Here is a 19,352-nt window from a genome sequence, read left to right on the forward strand (position 1 = left end):
GACTTAGTTAAACCAAATCTTGGAACCAGTTTTGCTGTTTAAAGGACATGAATAGAATATGTCCAAATCCATCCTGCGCATTTCCTCATTTTGTGATCCGTGACGGTCATTTTCGTCGTAAAGACGATTCAAAAGTGATCCAGCGATTTCGATGTAAAAACTGTGGAACTCGTTTTTCCAATGCCACTTTTTCTGAGGCCTATCGGCAAAAGAAAAGACGGGTTAACTTTCCGCTTTTGAAGCTTCTTGCTTCAGGAAACTCTTTAAGAAGATCTGCGCTTCTCTTGGGTATCCATCGAACAACGGTCGAGCGCAAATTATCTTTCTTGGGAAAAAAGTGTCGGCGACTCAATCAAGAGTCACTTCTAAAGTTAAAAGGTAGGATCCATAACATTCAAATTGATGATCTTATTACGAAAGAGAACTCAAAGCTCAAACCTTTGAGTGTTTCGATTTGTGTGGATGAAAATCGGCGGAGAATTTTAGCGGTAGAGGTCTCGCAGATTCCCGCCTTCGGACATCTTTCAAGGTTCGCACTGAAGAAGTACGGACAGAGAAAAGACGAACACTTTGAAGGACTCACGAGATTGTTTCAGGGGATTGCTCCGATTGTCTCATCTGAAGTCTTAGTGAAAAGTGATGAGCACCAGAGGTATCCGGGATTTGTTTCGGCTTATTTACCTAAAGCCAAGCATCTGACTTTTAAAAGTGAGCGCGGATGTGTTGCCGGACAGGGAGAGCTTAAAAAGGTGCAGTTTGATCCGCTTTTCATCGTGAATCATACCTGTGCTCTTCTTCGTGCGAATGTGAATCGTCTTATTCGAAAAACCTGGTGTACGACCAAGGATCCGAAGTGTCTCAAAGATCACTTGGATGTGTTTGTGTACTTCTATAATGAAGTACTGCTTAAGAAGGCACTAACACCATTGTAGTAGGGCAGTTCTTAAGAAAAATTGAGTGGGTAAAGCATTAATAATTTCTCATACTAGCTAGATGTCTAGAGAAATTATTAATAGATTCAAAAACTTGCTTTCCGGGCAAGTCGCTTGTCTTTCACTGATTACATTATTCGTTCTTTATGTGTTCACAGCCCCGTATACGGTTCAAACCGGTGATACTGGTGAGCTGGTGACCAATTCCTATTTTCTAAGAGTCTCTCATCCTCCGGGCTACCCACTTTGGACTTTGCTCTACCACTTGCCAGTTAAATATTTACCTTTGCTAAGTCCTTTCCATTCGGCCTCATTCATGACCGTCATCCTTTCGTGTATCTGGTTGGGATTGCTTCTTTACCAAAAGAAAAGTACCGAGAACTTGTTGCTTATCATGATTCTAGGCACTTCACTTTATCATTGGCGATATTCTATTTTGCCAGACGCCTTTGCATTTCATCTTTTGTTTTTGACGTTGGTTTTTTTGGTGTTTATGAGGCCTCGTCTGTTAGACCGATGGTGGATGATCTTTCTTGTGTCCTTATCTGTGGCAAATCACCATATCATTGTGTTCTTTTTCCCCTTATACCTTTTTGCTTTATTTCAGAATTTCACGTGGAAGAAGTTGGCCCTGTCTTTGCTTTTTGGTTTTATATCCGCTTCACTCTATTTATTGCTCTTAACTTTTAATCCTGAAGCTTACGGCTCATGGAGAGACTTGCAGACATTTTCCGATGTCGTTTCTCATTTTTTGAGAGAGGATTATGGAACTTTTTCGTTGGCCATGGCGAAGATGGGAGAGACAGATTGGGCCTATTTCATTCCTGATTTCATTTTAAATTTCTGGGGCCTATTCATTGTTATCGGTTACGTATGCACTAAGCACTACAAGGCCGTTCTCAATCAGAAAAATCGCTTAGGTGTTTTAGGACTTTCTCTTATTGGTTACTGTATCGTTTTCCAGATGTTTGGATCCATTTCTCTTTCTGGCCTTGGCCTAACAGTCATGGAACGATTCCTCCTTCAACCTATTCTGTCCGTTTTTTTCTTGTGTTTGATTGTGATCTGGAATGAAGAGATTAAATTCCCGAAGTGGCTTTTAATTGTATTATTAGTGAATGTTGGCCTGAATATTGTCCAGAATTACCCTTCGAATAATTACCGGGAAAATACAGTCGTTGAGGACTATGCGGTCAATGTACTTAATTCACTGCCACAAAATTCGATTTATCATGCAATAGGAGACACTCACAACGGTGTTGCTTACTATTTGCATGAAGTGATGAAACTTAGACCGGATGTTCCTTTGCTTCTGACGGATACAAATACCAAGCGTGTCTTCTCAAAGGTCATCAAACAATATCCTGATATTTTTCAAGGAAAGCATCCAAAGATTCATCGGATTATCAATTATTCAAAGTATTCTTATTATACCAATGCCCGTCCAGTTGATTTGGGTGACGGATTTAAATCTAGATACTACGGCTCTATCTTTAATTATTACCCTGATGATTTAAAACAGGATGATTTTAATTGTTCCGTTAACGATTCCTATTCTTGGAGGTCTCGGCCAGGGATCTCTCAACTTCAACGATATGATTCGGCCATCAGTTTTGATTTTGTTTATGGGCTATGTGACTACAGTCAGGCCATGTTCTATTTGAATCAGCTTGATGTAATGAGTGCAATTACTCAGTTGGAAAAGGCCACTGTTCTATCACCGTTGTCGATTCTTTATCGTGAGAAACTATGCAGTGTCTATGAGCAAGTTCGTAGCTTAAAGACTCGTGAGTGCCAAGTAGAGTTGGAGAATTTGATCATGAATGCAGATGCGCAGTACTATACTTTCAATTAATCCGTCTCAACTTCCGGGTTGATCTTCAGAATATCTGCCACTTGTTGAATTAAATGCTGACGAGTAAATGGCTTCACAATAATGTGCTTAATATTTAGCTGAATCGCGGCCAGAACATCCTCTTGCTGAAGATAACCAGAAATCAGAATGATTTTGAGTTTGTTATATTTTACCGAGTTTCTTAGCTGTTCGATAAATTCAATTCCAGGTTTCCCAGGCATTACATGATCCATAATGACCAGATCAAATTCCTGGTTAAGAAACTTTTGCATGGCCTGAGCTGCATTGGGAGCGGCAACGACCGAATGAAATGGGAAAGCAGATTCTAAAAAGATTTTGATCAATTCGCAGATTTTCTCTTCGTCATCAATCACCAGGATGTTCATCTCCTGGGGTCTTTTTGGATTTGTGCTCATTCTTTGCTCTCCTTAGGTTTTAAGGAGAGGTCTATGGTCTTCATCACATCATCGCGACTAAATGGCTTGATGATGAGACCACCAATGTCGAGGTCTTTTTTGTCTTTATTAAACTGTTCGATGAACTTAGAGCTCGTCATATAGAGAATCGGACCTTGATAACCAAGTTCCCGCGCCTTATATGAGAACTCACTACCGGTCATTATCGGCATATGGTAATCAGTCACAATCAAATCAATATCGGCCTTCTGTAAGAAGGCGAGGGCATCATGAGGATCCGATGAACCAATAAATACATGGCCCGTGTCTGCGATAAATGTATTCAGAACGTTCAAGATCTGTACTTCGTTATCTAGCACTAAGATACGTTTTTGGTCTTTTTTACCCGTCAGAGACTTATCATTTCTGGTGTAACTATAGGCCTCGATAAGTGGAAGCCTGATTCTAAAGTGACATCCCTTTTGCGAATCCATAAGCTCCAGACGGCCACGGTGAGACTCAATGATCTTGGCACAAATCGAAAGCCCAAGACCCGTTCCTTTACCTACGTCCTTAGTTGACTGGAAGGGCTTAAAGAGATTTTTCTTTATTTCTCCTGGCATACCAGGACCGTTGTCCACAATATCCAGGTAAGTCTGCTGATCAGCATCCGATTTTGAAAGAGTGATTTTGATGATCCCATTTGGAACACCGGCATCACTAATGGCATCAATTGAATTCTTAATCAGGTTAATCACTACCTGTTCGAGTTTAATACGATTAACCAATACAACTGGATGCTCACGATAATCTCTTTCTATCGAAACATTGGCCTTCTTCGCAGTAGAACCAATCCATTCGATTGAGGCCTCGATAATATTCGCGAGATCACAGTATTCTTTCTGCTCTTCACTCTGGTGCAGAAAGTCCTTCATGTTTTTGATGATTTGATTCACGCGTTCAAGAGAATCAAGGACCGTTTGGTTCGCACTCTTCAAGCGATCTACCTTGGTCGCAAGATTTGATGAGCCGAGATAATCTTTAATGATCTCTGAATGTCCGGCCGCAATTGTAAGTGGGTTATTGATCTCGTGAGAGATATTGGCCGTGAGTTCTCCAAGAGTCGTAAGTTTATCCGCTTGAAGGATCTGGCTATGGGTCTTTTTAAGCTCCTCTAATTGATCACGGTACTTCGTATGAAGGTTGGTCTCAACTGTCTTGTCATGAAAAATGACCGCGAAGTTAGCACCTTTATCTGTTTGAACCGGAACAAGTTTTAAAATGATGTAGTATTCGGTCTCAGGATCATGAGGAAGTGTCATTTTAATTTCGGGAGAAATGAGAACGTCGAAACTCAAAAGTGCTTTTGAAAGCCAGTCCTCAATATCGAATCCGGCCGAATCACAAAGCTGAATCAGATGATTCTTCTGCTTGAGGACACGAGGAGGGAGCTTGAAAAAGGTGCTCGCCTGATTATTAAAGTAAATCAGCTCCTGTTTTTGGTTCATTACCACAAGAGGGTCAAATAAATGATCAAAGGCCAAAAAATCGTTCATACTTTCCCTAGAAAACTGAAGTATTGGGCCTCAATGGCATCAAAGTCCATCTCTTCACCACACTTCGGGCACTCCATCTTCGGGGCCTTGCGATTCTTCACCTGATCTGCTTTCAGGTGTACTTTATGTTCTTTACTGCATTTCTCACAGAAATAAGGTGCATAGAACGAGTTGATCGAGGCGCCTTTACGGAAAAAACCGTGAACCATATTGATCTGTTCAATGATGATCTGAGGACAGTTGTTATACACAATGTGAGTCGACTCAGGGATCTTCTCAATGAACTTGATCCACTCGCGGATACCGCAGGAGTTAATCATCGAAACTTTGTCGAAGTCAAATGAGATGGTTTTTTGTTCAAGACCAATCAGCTCTTTAAAGTCTGCATCCTCATCAATTGAGCCAATCAATTCGACGTTCAGTTCATCTTGTAAGATTTGCTTATTTATCGTTAGTCTTTTCACCGGGTACCTCTTGAAAGAAATGAAATGAACGAATACGTTGCTTATAGTTTTTATATCGTTTGTTTTTATCAATAATACAGAGAACTTCTGTTCGGAAATTTTCGCGATAGTTAATGATGAACTGATTACTATGGAGGAAGGTAAGGTAGAGACCCAGACCCGCTCCATCTTTTTTCTCCATGACGGTTTTCTCTGCGAAGCTACGTTTTAAGCTTGCGATGAGAAGATCGTAAGAGAGACCGCCAAATGAGTCCTGAACTGAAAGGGCGACACCCATATCATTCATCCCCAAAGTTACCTGTACGAGATCCGAACCTTTTAAGAACACCGGGCTTCTGCGATCCACACTTTCAAGGCCCTGTTCTTGTCTCTTCTTATTCGGTCCCTTATACAGAGAGTTAGAAATCAATTCATTCGCCATCACCTGAATGTATTCAATCGGTGAGGAGAAGTAGTCCTGGAAATCAAAGTTACCAAGAGCATCCTGGATCATTTCGTTGGTGTGCTTTGAGTCCGACAAAGAAATAATCTTAATCTCGGCATCATCACCCATATAAGACCGAAGGCCCCATATCTTTTTATCGAACGTCTTCTTAAAACTACACATGATCTCTGTCCCGAAGATTTGTTCGTTCAAACCTACGAGGTGATAAAGTTCATGCTGTTCCACTAGCTTCATGTTCTCTTCATCTGTTCCACTGGATAGAACATAGAGCAGGTGTTTTTTGATGGCCTTAAATTCCGCCAATCTTTCCTGGAAAGTCTCAACGTCGCAGACGACGAAGTGATTTTCTTTATACTCGTTCAGGTCAGGAGCATCATGAACAATGAAGTGAGTGGAGTTAGCTGAACTTTTCAATTGTTCGAAGACCTTCGGATCCTTGGCGTAAACTGCAACATGTGCATTCATGAGATTACCTTCATTGATACGGCCGTTAAATCGTCATTTTTAGGTTTGTCTGAAACGAAGACCTGAAAATCTCCCATCACTCCTTTGATAATCTCTTCCGGTGATCCTAGTCCATGCTGGACCAAAGATTTGATCAGACGTCTTTCACCGTAACGGGTGCCTTCAGCGTTCTCTGCTTCTGTTAAGCCGTCTGTATAGAAAAAGATAGTATCATGGGTCTTAAGGTTCAGCGTCTCACATTCAAATTTTGAGTCTAGCTTTTGTCCTAATCTTGGACCATTTGCCTCGATAAGTGGTTGAAAGTTATCTTTTGCCAGCTCTGCTTGGCCCCCATTGAAGAGAAGAGGGGGAGTATGAGAGGCGTTTGAGAACTTAAACTCACGGGTCTTACGGTTAAAACTGGCAACAAAACATGTCACTTGAATCTCTTTCCCGGCCCCGCAAACCGCTTGATTCATGTAGCGGAGGATTTCATTTGGCTCGCTTAGAATTTGCGGACGAGTTTCAAGAATAAAACCAAGGCTCGACTTACAACAATTGATAGTGGCAGTTAAAAGGGCCGCAGGTACTCCGTGTCCAGTTGCATCTGCAATGAAAAACACACGCCAATCTCCCTGATCGTAAAAGCCCCACCAGTCCCCGCCACACTCTGTGGCCGGCTCAAAATGACCGTGAGTGGAAAGCACATTATCTGAGAGAGAGGTCGTTGGGAAAAATGATGATTGAACTAACTGGGCCACTTGGACTTCGTTCTCTAAGCGGGCCTTCTCTTTCATCTCTTCCATATAGACCACAATTTTGTCGGCCATATCGTTTACTGAATCAGAGAGAGCTCCCACTTCGTCATGACCTTTAATGGAAACGCGTTTATTGAAATTTCCTTTCGCAATTTCCTGAGTCATCCCAAAAAGCGTTTCAAGCTGAGCGGTAAGTGGTCTTGCTAAGAACACTGATAGCAACATGGCAATACCAAGAATGAAAGCGCCATAAAGCATAGACTTGTTAATCAAGTATTGAGTAACCGAAAAGGCCTTCTCTTGGGAGAGCATCACTACATAAATATAGTTAAGCTGAGGATTATAATCATAGGCATAAAGATACTTCACGCCATCAAGCTTAATTTCTTTTACGGCCTGGTTAATGGACTGTTTTGTAATGTCTGCAAGAAGTTCTCCTTCAGCAGGAGTCACCTGGGAAAGCTTACCTTCTTTCCATTGAAGAAATGAGGTCTGTTCGGGAACCACGATTTTTACATCGTAGCCAGATTCCTTCTCAAGCTGTTCTTTAAGGAGGGGAGAGGGATCAGTGTCATTGAAAACAAGATTTGAATTTTTAATCTTAAACGAGCCATCACCCAATTTTTGAGAAAGGATAATCTGTTCAGAAGATGCTTCCGAGAGGAGAGTTTCGAAAATGTAGGCGCTCTTATCTTCTTTGAATGTCTTTAATGCAATTCCGACAAACACTGTCAATGAGGCCGCAATAAGCACAATCATCAAAGTCAGAAGCTTCAATTTCAGAGGGAAGCGAACTTGCCTCATGGTAGACGCCATCAAAAATCCTTTTTTATGGTATCTCCATTATAACTTAGGTTGAGGGTAATTTAAGCCTACCCTTTTTACCTAGTTGCGGTCTGTTACACTATTAACATGATGTCCCGACGTATTGACCAGGTTCTAGTTGCCCTAGGGGTGATGCTGATACTGTTCAGTTCTTATCAATTATTCTTTCAGAGGTCTGAGAGTGAGGAAGGTCTTACTCTGGGAAGACTTACGTCTACGATGTCAGTGGTTAAAACCAAGCGGGCCCTTTCACTTGATTGGCGAGATGCAAATTCCGGAAATGAACTCACAGAGAATCAATTAATTTATACCGACAATAACTCCAGCGCTGAAGTGGAATTCACTCAAGGCAGCTCACTTGCCATCGGTGAGAACTCGCTGGTGAAATTAAAAACTGCCGGGAAAGAGCAGTCGATGGACCTTGAAAAAGGATTCATTCGGGCGAAGATTGATGAGAATCAGCCGATTGTCGTACAGATGAATGGAGAGAACTATCTTGTCAGTGGTAAGGACGCCGACATTCAAATTAATCTTCAGGATGAAAAAGGCGAGATCGGTGTTTTAAAAGGTGAGGTGAAGGTTGAGGGGGCAGGCATGAACGCCAACCTCAATGCTGAAACTGCTCTAAGCATCGACGGTGATAAGGTTTCAAAGAAAGCGATCTATTTCAAAACGACCTCTCCAGTACAAGGTGAAGTTCACTATTCTGTTCATAATCCTGCTCTTATTCGATTTAATTGGGAGCCTCAGGAAGAAGCGAGAATTCTGGTTTCGAAGAGTCAGACATTAAAAAATGCTCAGGAGTTTTCAGGTCTAAGTGGAATTCAAGGTGAGCTTTCACCTGGACTTTATTATTTTCGGGTAGAAAGTGATAAAGGAATTTCACTCATTACTCCATTTCGAATTGTTCAAGAAACTCCGCCAAAACTTTTACGACCTCTGAACGGTGAAGAGGTGAGTGTTTTAGATAACTCAGTTCTCCTTCAATGGAAGAACGAAGAACGTCTGAACTTCGAACTTCAGTGGAAAGTCGGGGAAGAAATCAAATCTCAAAAAACTTCTGCGGGAAGTGCTCTTATTAAAGTGGCCGCTTCCGGTCCACTCGAATGGCGGGTAAAAATTGATAGTGATAAACGTCCAGAGGCACTCTGGAGTGATTGGCAAAAAGTTCAAGTGAGTCTTGTCCCCTTGCCAGCAATTCCCTTGGACCTTGCTCCCCATGAAGTGGAGTTTCAGACCTATGAAAGGCCAAATGAGAAGATTGATCTGAGTTGGAAATCAAATCTACCTGTCGAGCTTGAAGTTCTAGATCCTGAAGGAAAAACATTTTCAAAGAATCTTTCGGAAAATAGTTTTGAATGGACAGCAACAAAGGGTGGAGCATATAAATGGCGTCTTCGTTCGAAAGATAATCATCTAAGAACGAGTGAATGGAGTGAATGGAAAACATTTACAGTTGAAGATTTGTCAGAGGTCAAGAATGCTGAGGGCATTCAGCGCATTCAGCTCAAGAAACCTGATCAATCTGTGACATTCACGTGGAAAACTTCCGAGGGGAGTACCAGTGTCTTTGAACTTGCGAAAGATGCTCAATTTAAACAGATCATAAAACGCATCGAGGCCAACAAAGATTCTGCGCAAATTTCAATACCTGAAGTGGGAGCTTATTACTGGAGAAGTCGTGAAATCCTGGCGGATGGAACACTTAATGTAAGCGAACCAAAACGTGTGATCATCGAACCTGTGCCTGCTCCGACCAAGCCTAAAAAGCTTCCTGATCTTGAAGTTCCTTTAGAGGAACTTCCGACGACATCATCATTTAGTTTTTGGGATTTGATCATTCCGACCGCCCATGCGGATGAGTTAAAAGGAATGGCAAAAATTGAACTTCCTACTAAAGAAGAAGCAAAGAGTTTTGTTATTCGTATTTATAAAGATGAGGCCCTCACGGAAATGATCTATGAGGCCAAATCAACAGACAAGACATTCATCTGGAAATCCGCGACTCCTGGAACTTATTACTGGCAGTATGCAGTTGTGGATTTCTGGGACCGACAGAGTCTTTTTAGTGATCCGGCGGTCCTGACGATTACTGGTGAACTCGTTGCTGATCCGGTGAAACCGAAACTTCTTTCTCCGATTCGTGCCCAGGAAGTTAAAAAAGAAGAGATTGCTCTTAAGTGGCGAGACTCAGCGGAAAACGATCATTATATGGTTGAGGTTTCTCGAGATAAAAAATTTGAAAAACCGCTCGTTAGGAAGAACACCAAAAAATCTGAAATGAACTTGGCCGATTTTAATTGGTCTCCCCAACTTTTTTATTGGCGTGTAACCGCATTCAATAAGAAAGGAAAAGAAGTTGTCAGTAACACTGGCCGATTTGTTGTTCATGATGAGAAAAAGGTCCCTGAAGTTAAAGAAGATCCCGCTTTTTCTCCAGCAGAGTGGACTAAAAAGTGGAAGACCCGTTTGAGTCTTGCCTGGACTCCTTCTAAAGACAGTTACAAATTTTCACAAAACGGTGAAGATGGTAAAATTGATGGTAATGCTTTAATGGGTGTTTCTCTCTCGGGAACTTATTTCAGAGAGCGTGGCGTGCTTTCTGGAGAGATCCTAAGACAAACTGGTGAAGTCTTCGAAGGTGAGAGTTATTTATTTCAGAGGGCACTTTTAGATTACGTCTATACTTGGAATTTTTCTCGAAATCATCGCTTCGGAGTTGGTTTGGCCCTAGGGCAGAGTAGTGGGCAGGCCTATGAGATCCAAACCGATGAAGTGAAGGCCAAATCGGTGTCCGGATTGTCTTATGGTCTCGCCGTTCGAGACTTTTTAAGCTTCAGTGAAAAATGGGAAATGCAATCCAAGTTGTTTTATCTCACAGGGGAAATCACTCAGATAGACGCTGGTGCTGATTTCTTACGTCACATGAAGAGTTTTTATCTCTTAGGTGGACTCGAATTTTCTACGAGAAGTTATTCGACTAGTTCCGGAGAGCAGACTTCGCTAAAAGTTTCTTTGGGAATCGGGAAAGAATTTTAATCATCGCACCCATCATCAGGGCCATCATAAATCCAGTCAGCATTTGAAAAGTTTCGTTCTTATTTTCTTTCGCAACACCAATAGTTCCGCAGCTGATATCAGATGAGAGTTTTCTAGAAGAGCTTCCTCCAGAAGCGAGACCGTGACCTTCAGTCACAATCGGGCCATTCTCAATCCGGTAACGGCCATCGCTTCCATTCCCACCATGAGCACCAGTGTTGTTATTTTTGCCACCAGTTCCACCGCGAGTATCAATTGAGCCGTTTAATTGAACAGAGCTACCGACAAGCCAAATGGCCCCGCCAGATCCGGCACCTCCGCCACCACCGTTAATGGTCGCGTTTCCACCGTTGCCTCCGCGAGCAGAAATTCTTACGCCTGATTTAACTGTGATTGTGCCTGTAGTTTCGATGTGAAGAGCACCACCGCCACCACCGCCAGCACCAACAGCAATATCAGAACCAATGGCACCTGCTCCACCACCGAATCCACCTCGAAATAGTCCGAGAGTGAAATCAAATAATGCCGAACTATCACTACCGCCATTTGCAACGGGCTCTACTGCTGTTGCACAAGTTCCACCCGAACCACCATTGCTGTAAAAGCCTGCACCACCGCCAGCATTAGAACATGGGCTTCCAAGTGTTTCTGCCAGAGGGGCCTTTCCATCACTGGCAGAATTTGATCCGCCAGGTTCATTGCTACCAAAACTTAAACCACCGCCCTTATCTGCACCAGGGCCAGCACTACCACCTGGATCGGGGTCCATGGCATTGGTATTTCCATTTCCACCGTCGAGAATGATGTTTGTGTTAATAGTTACGTTACCTGTAAGGCCAGTCCAGATTAAGGCCGGACCACCAGATATAATAATGTCAGGTCCGTCTAATGTGAGGGAAGTACAGCCAGGAGTATTTGCAATGAAATCAGCTCTGATACAATCCGGAGCAGCTGCAAGAGCAGTCCCTGTCGCGAGAATGAATGGCAAATAAAAAAGCCTCATAAGAGCATGTTAACTTGCTCTTATGAGGCGTGCAATTTCTTATTGTTTCTTGATGATTTTAACCTGAGTGTAAATCTCTGGCACCCCGAAGTTGCCTGGATAACCAAGACCATAGTTGGCCTTATCAGAAAAACAACGGTGCTGAACTTCAAAAGTACTTGCTACTGTGACAATGATTTCCCCACTGATTACTGAATGTGTAGTCGATGGAGAGGATGGGTGAGACACAGCTGCAGCTCCAATCAGCACGTCAGTATTTGATTCAACTACTTTCAATTTAGCTTGGTGTTGTGAAACCGCAAATCCTGGAACCTGAGCTTCGATAAAATAAGTACCAGGCTGAAGAGTAAAACGGTTATTACTTAGAGTAATAAAATTCGTATCACCACCAAGTGTATTGAGTGTTCTTGCAAACCAACCGTAAGTATTTGAACATGTACCACCGTATGCACCAGGAGCTTTTTCATCTCTTAGATAAGCGATCTCAGACAATCCACGTTCACCTTTGTCACCCTTGTCACCTTTAGGACCTTGAGCTCCTGCTGGACCTTGTGGACCGGCTTCACCTTGAAGACCTTGCGGACCCTGAGCGCCTGGTAGACCAGGAAGACCCATTGGACCCATCGGTCCTTGTGGACCTTGGGCACCAGTTGCACCTGTATCACCTTTCGGACCTTGAGCACCGGCCACACCTTGATCACCTTTTGGACCTTGCGGACCCATAGGTCCCACTGCACCCGGAGCTCCATCAGCACCGGCCGGACCAACTGGACCTTGTGGACCAATAGCACCTACTGCACCAGCAGGACCCACTGGACCTTGAGGGCCCACGGCACCCGCTGGACCAACTGGACCTTGTGGGCCAGTAGCACCTGCTGCACCGGCCGGACCCACTGGACCTTGCGGGCCAACAGCACCCGTAGCACCAGCTACACCAGGATCACCTTTGTCACCCTTTTCACCTTTATCGCCTTTGTCTCCTTTATCACCCTTGTCACCTTTAAGACCTTGTGGACCAGCTGGACCCATTGGACCAACTTCACCTTGAGGACCCATTGGACCTGGTTCACCAGCACCACCAGCAGGAAGATCTAATTCAGAAATATCGGCCGGAACCCAAGCTTCACCATTGAACATTAAAACTTGTCCTTCACTGGCCTGGATGTAAGGGAAGACAAGACCGTAAGCAACTTCATCAGCACGAACAATTTTTAGTTCTGCTTGAAGAGTGGCGCGATCACTTGAGGCATTATTTAAACGAAGTTCAACTTTGCTATTCACATAGATGTCGTCTCTTGAGCGAGAGCCATCCGAACAGCTTTGTAGAAAGTAAACTTTGTTAAAGAGAGAGTTGTTTGATTTTGGAGAGTAGTTACAAATCACATTGTTATCAAAAACAATTTGTCCTGATGTTGCACTGACTTTTCCGTATCCACTCGTTAAATGAATAGAAGAGGGAACTTCCAAGATACCTTTGAAGCTCACAACCTTAGGAGTGAACTTTAGTGCAGGAACAGTTTCGCGACCAGCACTCAATTTTAAAGTTTTCGATTTGTTACCCAAGAGTCTTTTAATGATGCTTTCCCAGACATCATTTCCGTTACCCGCAAAGGCCGGAGCTGAAGCGAGCATCATAGTAACTGGTAGAACCCAAAAGTTTTTTAACTTACGTGCCATATAACCCTTCTGGTTGGTTTGAACTCATTTTAAAGGCTTTTCTGAGTAAACTGATCTTAAAACCTAGTTTCATGGGGTTATCGGCTAAAGCATTATTCCACTTGATAAAAAAAGTAGGGTTTTCCCCGAAAAATGGGCTGGAAATGCAATTGTTAAAAGAAGCTTAATAGTGTCGCCAACAGTTTTTGCAAGGCCGATCCTGGTAAGTATATGAATTCGACTAAAAGTTGAGCCAATCCAAAAGACCTCTATAATACCCTTCATGCAACAATACGCTACAACTACGAACCGTGAAGAGATCATTAAACTTGTTCAAAAGAAATTTGAGGCCTCTGCCACTGTTTCTGTTTGGCAGAAAGATCCAAAAACTGAACAGAGAACTTTCTTATGCGAGGGAAAATTTTCATCTATTGATACTTATGAAGGTATCTTCATGGTGGACTTAGATCCAGGCCAGATGAAGAACTTCAAAAAAGATTTAGAGACTTATTTTCTATTTGAAGCACAAGGGCTGGTATTTAAAACGAGACCATCTCCCTATATGGAAATCAAGAACTCGATTGTGGCCTTTAGTTTCCCACAATCCGTGAAGTTAAAAGAACTACGAAATCATCCGAGAATTTATTTTTCTGATGAAGAGAAGAGAATTGTGTCTGTTCGCTTCAGTGACAAAAATAGCGCCGGTACAATTGCTGTCTTCTGTCCTATCTACAATATTTCTAAGAGCGGAATTTGTATTATCGTAACAAAAGAAACTCTTAGTAATGCCAAATTAAATGAGGCCATTGAGATTCAGGGGCTGAGTTTCTTTGAATGTTTCGCTGATGAAGTGAAAGCAGTCGTGAAGAACGCTCGTGTCTTTAAGAAGGGTTTTGCCACTGATGATAGCTATGCGCTTGGGTTAGAATTCAAATTATAAATGTCCGAAAATTTCCGCTGATTAATGTCCAAAGCTTTGCTCAGGATGAGGAATTTTTTTCCCTTTTCTCAAGCTTCGATTCCATCTTCAAGATAAATTTAGGTTGTTTCATTTAATCTGAATCAACTAAAAATCAACACGACCGATACCCATTACGTGAATTGCACTCTCACCCTTTCACTAATTCTTATGCTCCTGGTCTCTTGCCAGGAAGGAAACCTGCTTACGGGTAATATCAATGTTATTGTTAAAGACTCGACTCCATCAGCTCCATTAGTTACTGGCCATCAAATTGAATCAGTGAACTTGACCACTGTTGAAGTTGAGCTACGTGGTAAGTGTCCAGGCACTGCTCAAAATGTAGAGGTTGAGTTTGAAGGGCAGATCACGACTTCACCTTGCGATGTGATCAGCAGAAACTTTGTAGCAAGAGTTCCTGTGACAGATCCGAATGATGATCGTCTGTTGTCTTATATTCTGGCCGAATCAATTGCTTCTCAAACACTTTCAACTTCTTATCAAGTGAATTACCACAGACCGGCGACTCCTCAACCCTCAATTGCGTCTAATAATAGTCAGGACTTTTCAACAAACGTAACGACACCCATCTTAGAAGGGACTTGCAATTCCGACACAACTGACGGGATGGAAGTTCGAGTTGATGGAGGCGCCTGGAGTTCTGGTCTGGTGAGTTGTGTAAATGGCCAGTGGTCTCTTAATTTACCAGGACTCAGCGGTGATCCAGCACAAGAATACTTGATTGAAGTTCGAACAGTGAACTCTACCAGTGATGAACCTTATTCTGAAATTGAAAGTATTCGAGTTCTAGTTGATACGGCCCTTCCTTCAATGCCAATCATGGCCGCAGATGCGAACACAATTGATCTCACTCCCACCTGGTCATGGATTTCAGGAGGAGCGGGTGAGGGAACGTATCGCTATAAATTAGATGATACAGACTTGACAGTTGGGGCCTATGAAACGACTTTAAATTTTTTCACGCCACCTAGTGATCTCGTTTATGGGCCACATACATTGTATGTTCAAGAAAGAGATGAAGTTGGTAACTGGTCACCTTCAGGTAGTCAGACCATTACCATTCAGTGTCCTGCCGGAAACTCTTATGACGGCACGGCCTGTGTGCCATGTCCTCCGGGAAGTTACCAAACAGCAAGTAATCTATTAGGTGCTTGTCTTCAAGCTCCTCAAGGAACTTTTGTTTCTGGTAGCGGGGCCACCACTGCAAGCTCTTGTACGAATAAACCATTAAATGCTGTTGATGTTATTTATGATACGAGTTCTGGACTAACAACGAATACGTGTCCTGTTGCGAGCGTGTCTAGTTGTTCTGCGAATTATGCCCCAGATGGAGTGACCTGCCGCCTGATGTGTCCACTTGATCAATACTGGACAGGAGCGAGCTGTGCTTCTGTAGGCATTGGTTATTATTCTCCAGCGAATGATGATAATCGTTATTCATGTACGAACATGCCGGCCAATGCAACTTCAGTGGCCTACTCCGGTGTCGGTGGAGGAACTAATAACTGTCCATTCTCAAGTGTGACCGCTTGTGCTCCAACGTATGCGCCAGATGGACTTGCTTGTCGTTTAATGTGTCCACTTGATCAATACTGGAATGGTTCTGCGTGTGTGATGGTTGGAATTGGTTATTTTTCTCCGGCCCTTGATGATATTCTTTATTCTTGTACGAACATGCCGGCCAATGCTGTGTCTGTTGTTTATTCAGGTGTTGGTGGAGGAACAAACAATTGTCCTTTTTCGAGTGTAACTTGTAATGCCAATTATACTCCAGAGGGACTGACGTGCCGTCAGCTTTGTCCACTTGATCAGTATTGGAACGGCTCTGCCTGTGTGGCCGTCGGTACTGGTTATTATTCTCCAGCAAACGATGACAATCGCTATTCATGTACTAATTTACCGGCCAATACTTCTTCAGTCACATATTCGGGATCTGGGGGCGGAACGAACAATTGTCCAATTGGCAGTATTACCGGTTGTAATGCGAACTATGTCGTTGAAGGTCTTACTTGTCGTCAATTGTGTTCTCTTGATCAGTATTGGGACGGATCTGCATGTGTGGCGGTTGGAGCTGGTTACTATTCTCCTGCAGATGATGACAATCGTTATTCTTGTACAAATATTCCGTCCAATGCAACGTCGGTCGTTTATTCTGGATCAGGTGGTGGAGCAAACAATTGTCCAATCTCAAGTGTCTCATGTGACACGAACTATGTTCCAAATGGGGCAACTTGCCGTCTGACCTGCGGATTAGATCAGTTTTGGAACGGTTCTGCCTGCGTGAATGTTGGTAATGGTTTTTATTCTCCGATCAATAATGACTTCAGTTATTTTTGTACGAATCTTCCGGCCAATGCTATGTCCGCGACATATTCAGGACCGGGTGGAGGAGTTAACAACTGTCCAATCGCAAGTGTGACTGGTTGTTCGGCTGGATATGTTCCGAGTGGGGCAGTATGTCTCGACAATACACCTAGTGCAATAACATTCAATAACACTACGGGTGTCAATCCTAGCAACATGGTTGGTTCTAACGTCGTTGTGGTCTCAAATTTTGATGGTCCATTAACGGCAACATGCTCAGGCTGCTCTAATATTATTCTTAATGGAGTCTGGAGTGGAACTTCAGTTGCAGGAGTTATGCCGGGAGATTCTATTTCCCTCGCAGTGGCTTCTTCAGCTAGTTTCCTTGGAACAGTAAATGCTTCTTTAACTTTAGGGGCCACAACATCAAATACCTGGAGTGTTCAAACAAGAGCGGCCAATAGCTGTACTGGAACTCCATGGGGCACGATTGCTCACGGAGGAGCAGTGACTGGATATAGTACAAGCACTGCTGTTTCTCCGGCGACATGTTCTTCTCAAGTGAGAACTTGTAACGACGGAACATTATCCGGAACTTACGCCAATACAGCATGTACGAACTATCCTGCCGTGACTCTGAATTTATCTTACTCTCCATTACCTGGTGTTAGCTTAGGTCAGACTTATTCGATAACAGCGACGGCGGCAGCGGCGGGAGGATCTGGCAGTAATTATAGCTACGAGTGGCAGGTCACATATATGGCCGGTGGATCTTATACAGGTGGGGGAAGTAATAATTGGCTAACTTATACCATGGTTCGTTGTGATTATGCTTATATTGAATTTAGGGTTCGTGCTCGCGATAACAACCTTGGAGCTTATTCAGCCTGGTATCTTGGCACAATCATGGATGAGAACATAAACGGGACGTGTGATTAGAATATGCCGATCAGTTACATGGCTCTCCAAAAAGATCTCCAGTTCCTGGCGATCCACCTTGGTTACAAATAACCTGAAGTCCAGGATTGGTAGCGTTCCAAATGTTTCCGTAGAAAAACACCCCTGATACATCCCAGTTAGTCGCATTTAATGAGGTTAGATTGCTTGTCCCATTAAACATGCTGACCATGTTTTGTACATTGGCCGTATTAAAGTTTGATAAATTGAGCGAGGACAAACTGGTCGCATTTTGAAACATGCTATTCATTGTTGTGACAGAAGAGGTGTTAAAGCTAGAGAGATTGACTGATGTTAAGTTGGGTGTATCTCGGAGCATTGACTCCATATTTGTAACGACGGAGGTATTGAAATTTGAAAGATCCAAGTTCGCTACTCTTGAACCCCAAAACATTCCCTGCATGGTTGTGACCGAAGAGGTAATAAAGTTTGAAAGGTCCAGCGAAGTGGCACCACTATAATCAAACATGTAATCCATACGAGTAACTGCCGCTGTATTAAAGTTTGAAAGATTGATGGAGGTTAAGTTGATAGTTCCGGAAAACATGCCATACATATTGGTGACAGCCGAAGTATCAAAATTTGATACATCTACAGATGTTAGGACCCCATCAGCATAAAACATTTGGCTCATGTCTGTGACGGCAGAAGTATTAAAATTTGAAATATTTAGACTCGTCAAACTGTAACAATACACAAACATACGGCTCATATTTGTTACTGCTGAAGTGTTGAAGTTTGAAAGATTAAGAGTCGTGACTCCTGCTCCAGCAAACATGTCCCTCATGTTCGTGACAGAGGAAGTATCAAAGCTTGAGAGATCAAGAGATGTTGGAGCCGACCACTCAAACATGGATCTCATCGTAGTAACCTGAGAAGTATTAAAAGTTGAGAGGTCAATTGTAGTCAGTGAGCTGTTGTCGGCGAACATGAAACTCATGTTGGTCACTTCAGAAGTGTCACCACCTGCAAATGATGTTAAGTTGTCACAGCCAGCGAATGCGCTTTCAAGATTTTTCCATCCCATGCTTCCCAGTTCAACGACCTCGATGATTTTGCTGCTCTCACTGTCATAGTCAAAGAACCAGGCCTCGGCGAGACCCGTAATTGTCACTGTGTATATTCCAGGCGTGACATAGTTATGAGTTTTGTCCGGATCGGTATCTGAAGTAATTGTGCTATCAGGACTTCCGTCTCCCCAATCTACTTGCATGTTGTAGTTGTAACCAGCTCTTAAAGGTAGGGTGATGGTTTCATTGGGACCTGTCGTTTCCCATTTCGAAATAAAGGGCGGCGGAGGCCTTACTTCAAGTTTAAAAATCTCTTCATCCGCAGAGTTTCCACCTATCGCAATTATTTTGATCTCGTAATTTCCAACCTGGCTTCCATCCGGAGTCCAACTAAGAAGGCCGGTTGATGTATTGAAAGAAAGACCGGGAAGTAATGTGCAGCTATTTGTATTTGTTACCACTGCATCGACTGTGGTGTCGTAAAAGCAAGAGTAGGTGATGGTGTCTCCATCTGAATCCACGTCGCCATTGGTATTGCTGTCATTTACATCAATGGTAATTGGCTTATCTTTGAAAACAATTTTGTCAGAGACCGCGACGATGCTAGGGGATCCTACAGGTGGAATGTTACTGTTATTAGTGAAGTGATCTTTGAAGGTCGCTCGAATGTGGTTGAAACAACCCGTAGTTGTTAACAGAATTAAAATGAATAAAAGAAACCTACGCACAA

The 19,352-nt window shown here is 43.0% G+C and carries 13 protein-coding genes and 1 pseudogene; 6 read left to right on the top strand and 8 right to left on the bottom strand.

From position 1 onward, the window contains the following. Nucleotides 1–47 precede the first annotated feature (47 nt). The 3 genes and pseudogenes from ACJVC5_RS09225 (at nucleotide 48) to ACJVC5_RS09235 (ending at nucleotide 2,787) form a co-directional block, all read left to right on the top strand. Entirely contained in the window at nucleotides 48–932 is an 885-nt protein-coding gene (locus ACJVC5_RS09225; protein ID WP_408099084.1) for a hypothetical protein, read from the top strand. A gap of 61 nt (nucleotides 933–993) precedes the next feature. Continuing rightward, a pseudogene (locus ACJVC5_RS09230) lies at nucleotides 994–1,542 on the top strand (protein O-mannosyl-transferase family); the annotation flags it as partial. Nucleotides 1,543–1,650: 108 nt separating this feature from the next. After that, nucleotides 1,651–2,787, top strand: coding sequence for a hypothetical protein (locus ACJVC5_RS09235; protein WP_408099268.1), 1,137 nt, complete (start codon nucleotides 1,651–1,653; stop codon nucleotides 2,785–2,787). Here ACJVC5_RS09235 and ACJVC5_RS09240 read toward each other — a convergent pair. Genes ACJVC5_RS09240 through ACJVC5_RS09260 form a run of 5 tightly spaced genes read right to left on the bottom strand, consistent with a single transcriptional unit; the run spans nucleotide 2,784 to nucleotide 7,653 of the window. After that, nucleotides 2,784–3,203: a response regulator gene (locus ACJVC5_RS09240; RefSeq protein ID WP_408099085.1), complete on the bottom strand. Its 420-nt coding sequence runs from the start codon at nucleotides 3,201–3,203 to the stop codon at nucleotides 2,784–2,786. The genes ACJVC5_RS09235 and ACJVC5_RS09240 overlap by 4 nt on opposite strands. Then, complete coding sequence (locus ACJVC5_RS09245; RefSeq protein WP_408099086.1) at nucleotides 3,200–4,738, bottom strand: hybrid sensor histidine kinase/response regulator; 1,539 nt, start codon at nucleotides 4,736–4,738, stop codon at nucleotides 3,200–3,202. Before ACJVC5_RS09245 ends, ACJVC5_RS09240 begins: the two co-directional genes overlap by 4 nt. Beyond that, nucleotides 4,735–5,202 (bottom strand): hypothetical protein, encoded by a 468-nt coding sequence (locus ACJVC5_RS09250; protein ID WP_408099087.1) that lies wholly within the window; start codon nucleotides 5,200–5,202, stop codon nucleotides 4,735–4,737. The genes ACJVC5_RS09245 and ACJVC5_RS09250 overlap by 4 nt, the downstream gene beginning before the upstream one ends. Next, nucleotides 5,180–6,112: a hypothetical protein gene (locus ACJVC5_RS09255; RefSeq protein WP_408099088.1), complete on the bottom strand. Its 933-nt coding sequence runs from the start codon at nucleotides 6,110–6,112 to the stop codon at nucleotides 5,180–5,182. Before ACJVC5_RS09255 ends, ACJVC5_RS09250 begins: the two co-directional genes overlap by 23 nt. Continuing rightward, complete coding sequence (locus ACJVC5_RS09260) at nucleotides 6,109–7,653, bottom strand: SpoIIE family protein phosphatase (RefSeq protein ID WP_408099089.1); 1,545 nt, start codon at nucleotides 7,651–7,653, stop codon at nucleotides 6,109–6,111. The genes ACJVC5_RS09255 and ACJVC5_RS09260 overlap by 4 nt, the downstream gene beginning before the upstream one ends. Before the next feature lie 108 nt (nucleotides 7,654–7,761). Here ACJVC5_RS09260 and ACJVC5_RS09265 point away from each other — a divergent pair, with 108 nt between their 5' ends. Beyond that, a complete protein-coding gene (locus tag ACJVC5_RS09265) occupies nucleotides 7,762–10,713 on the top strand; it encodes a FecR domain-containing protein (protein WP_408099090.1) in 2,952 nt (983 codons plus the stop codon). On the opposite strand, the gene ACJVC5_RS09270 is transcribed toward ACJVC5_RS09265, so the two are convergent. Further along, nucleotides 10,655–11,716 carry a hypothetical protein gene (locus ACJVC5_RS09270; protein ID WP_408099091.1) on the bottom strand — a complete coding sequence of 354 codons (1,062 nt, stop codon included), beginning with the start codon at nucleotides 11,714–11,716 and terminating at the stop codon, nucleotides 10,655–10,657. The genes ACJVC5_RS09265 and ACJVC5_RS09270 overlap by 59 nt on opposite strands. Nucleotides 11,717–11,755: 39 nt before the next feature. Then, complete coding sequence (locus ACJVC5_RS09275; RefSeq protein WP_408099092.1) at nucleotides 11,756–13,393, bottom strand: hypothetical protein; 1,638 nt, start codon at nucleotides 13,391–13,393, stop codon at nucleotides 11,756–11,758. Nucleotides 13,394–13,655: 262 nt separating this feature from the next. Here ACJVC5_RS09275 and ACJVC5_RS09280 point away from each other — a divergent pair, with 262 nt between their 5' ends. Both ACJVC5_RS09280 and ACJVC5_RS09285 read left to right on the top strand, forming a co-directional pair. Further along, entirely contained in the window at nucleotides 13,656–14,312 is a 657-nt protein-coding gene (locus tag ACJVC5_RS09280; RefSeq protein ID WP_408099093.1) for a hypothetical protein, read from the top strand. Between the two features lie 189 nt (nucleotides 14,313–14,501). Next, on the top strand, nucleotides 14,502–17,594 hold the full coding sequence (locus ACJVC5_RS09285) for a hypothetical protein (RefSeq protein WP_408099094.1): 3,093 nt from the start codon (nucleotides 14,502–14,504) through the stop codon (nucleotides 17,592–17,594). A 10-nt stretch (nucleotides 17,595–17,604) separates the two neighbouring features. Here the strand turns inward: ACJVC5_RS09285 and ACJVC5_RS09290 are convergent, their stop codons facing one another. Next, the gene (locus tag ACJVC5_RS09290; RefSeq protein ID WP_408099095.1) at nucleotides 17,605–19,350 is read right to left on the bottom strand and encodes a BspA family leucine-rich repeat surface protein; all 1,746 of its coding nucleotides are present in this window, start codon (nucleotides 19,348–19,350) and stop codon (nucleotides 17,605–17,607) included. Between the last annotated feature and the right edge of the window lie 2 nt (nucleotides 19,351–19,352).

This window comes from Peredibacter sp. HCB2-198, from assembly GCF_045999315.1.
In the GTDB taxonomy this organism is placed as follows: Bacteria; Bdellovibrionota; Bacteriovoracia; order Bacteriovoracales; family Bacteriovoracaceae; genus Peredibacter.

Coding starts and splice junctions, on each gene's coding strand:
- ACJVC5_RS09225 (WP_408099084.1), top strand. CDS start 48: ATGAATAGAATATGTCCAAATCCATCCTGCGCATTTCCTCATTTTGTG.
- ACJVC5_RS09240 (WP_408099085.1), bottom strand. CDS start 3,203: ATGAGCACAAATCCAAAAAGACCCCAGGAGATGAACATCCTGGTGATT.
- ACJVC5_RS09245 (WP_408099086.1), bottom strand. CDS start 4,738: ATGAACGATTTTTTGGCCTTTGATCATTTATTTGACCCTCTTGTGGTA.
- ACJVC5_RS09255 (WP_408099088.1), bottom strand. CDS start 6,112: ATGAATGCACATGTTGCAGTTTACGCCAAGGATCCGAAGGTCTTCGAA.
- ACJVC5_RS09260 (WP_408099089.1), bottom strand. CDS start 7,653: ATGAGGCAAGTTCGCTTCCCTCTGAAATTGAAGCTTCTGACTTTGATG.
- ACJVC5_RS09265 (WP_408099090.1), top strand. CDS start 7,762: ATGATGTCCCGACGTATTGACCAGGTTCTAGTTGCCCTAGGGGTGATG.
- ACJVC5_RS09270 (WP_408099091.1), bottom strand. CDS start 11,716: ATGAGGCTTTTTTATTTGCCATTCATTCTCGCGACAGGGACTGCTCTT.
- ACJVC5_RS09275 (WP_408099092.1), bottom strand. CDS start 13,393: ATGGCACGTAAGTTAAAAAACTTTTGGGTTCTACCAGTTACTATGATG.
- ACJVC5_RS09280 (WP_408099093.1), top strand. CDS start 13,656: ATGCAACAATACGCTACAACTACGAACCGTGAAGAGATCATTAAACTT.
- ACJVC5_RS09285 (WP_408099094.1), top strand. CDS start 14,502: ATGCTCCTGGTCTCTTGCCAGGAAGGAAACCTGCTTACGGGTAATATC.